The sequence below is a fragment of the Streptomyces poriferorum genome (assembly GCF_019399235.1).
Lineage (GTDB): Bacteria > Actinomycetota > Actinomycetes > Streptomycetales > Streptomycetaceae > Streptomyces > Streptomyces poriferorum.
Window position 1 is genome coordinate 1 of record NZ_JAELVH010000549.1, and the last position, 1,321, is coordinate 1,321.

At 70.0% G+C, this 1,321-nt stretch carries 1 protein-coding gene; it reads right to left on the reverse strand.

The window, feature by feature from the left end:
- A partial coding sequence (locus tag JGS39_RS39515) for an AAA family ATPase (RefSeq protein ID WP_219574585.1) occupies positions 1-1,271 on the reverse strand: 1,271 nt, incomplete at its 3' end.
- Between the last annotated feature and the right edge of the window lie 50 nt (positions 1,272-1,321).

Below are 1,321 nucleotides of genomic sequence, written 5' to 3' on the forward strand. Positions count from 1 at the left end.
TACCAGACCTGCTCGGCGGGTACGTCGACGAGCTCGCGCTCCGGCCAGCGCAGCGCGGTCATCTTCCCGCCGAACACGGCGCCCGTGTCCAGGCAGATGGTGTTGTTGATCCAGGAGGTCGTCGGCACGGGAGTGTGGCCGTAGACCACGGTGGCCCGGCCCCGGTAGTCCTCCGCCCACGGGTAGCGAACCGGAAGCCCGAACTCGTCGGTCTCACCGGTGGTGTCGCCGTAGAGGGCGTGCGAGCGGACCCGCCCGGAGGTACGTCCGTGGTACTTCTCGGGCAGGCCGGCGTGGCAGACGACCAGCTTCCCGTCGTCCAGCACGTAGTGGCTGACCAGCCCGTCGATGAACTCCCTGACCCGGCCCCGGAACTCCGGGTCCCTGCTGTCCTCCCGCTCCAGCTGCTCGATCGTCTCCGCGAGTCCGTGGGTCTGCTGGACCTTGCGGCCCTTGAGGTAACGGCCGAGCTTGTTCTCGTGGTTGCCGGGAACGCAGAGTGCGTTGCCGTCCGAGACCATGGACATGACGCGGCGCAGCACACCGGGGCTGTCGGGTCCGCGGTCGACGAGGTCGCCGACGAACACCGCCGTGCGCCCTTCGGGGTGCGCGCCGTCCACGTAACCGAGCTTGCCGAGCAGCGTCTCCAGCTCGGAGCTGCAGCCGTGGATGTCACCGATGATGTCGAAGGGGCCGGTGAGGTGGCGGAGGTCGTTGTAGCGGCGTTCCAGAACCACTTCCGCGTGCTCGGCCTCCTCCTCGGTGCGCAGGATGTGGACCTTGCGGAAGCCCTCACGCTCCAGGCCGCGCAGCGAGCGGCGCAGCTCCCGGCGGTGGCGCTGGACGACGTGGCGGGGCATGTCGGCACGGTCCGGGCGGGCCGCGTTGCGCGCGAGGCAGACCTCTTCGGGCAGGTCGAGGACGATCGCGATCGGCAGCACGTCGTGCTCCCGGGCCAGCTGCACCAGCTGACGGCGGCTCTCCGACTGGACGTTGGTGGCGTCGACGACGGTCAGCCGTCCGGCGGCCAGACGCTTGCCCGCGATGTAGTGCAGGACGTCGAAGGCGTCCCGGCTGGCGCTCTGGTCGTTCTCGTCGTCGGCGACCAGGCCGCGGCAGAAGTCCGAGGAGATGATCTCGGTCGGTTTGAAGTGCCCACGGGCGAAGGTGGACTTACCCGAGCCGCTCGCCCCGATGAGGACGACGAGGGAGAGGTCGGTCACCGGCAGGACGCGCCCGGCGCGGTCGCGGATGCTGTCGCTCTCGCTGATGCGGGTGCTGTCGCTGGTGCGGTCGCTGTCGCTGTCGCTGGTGCGGTCGC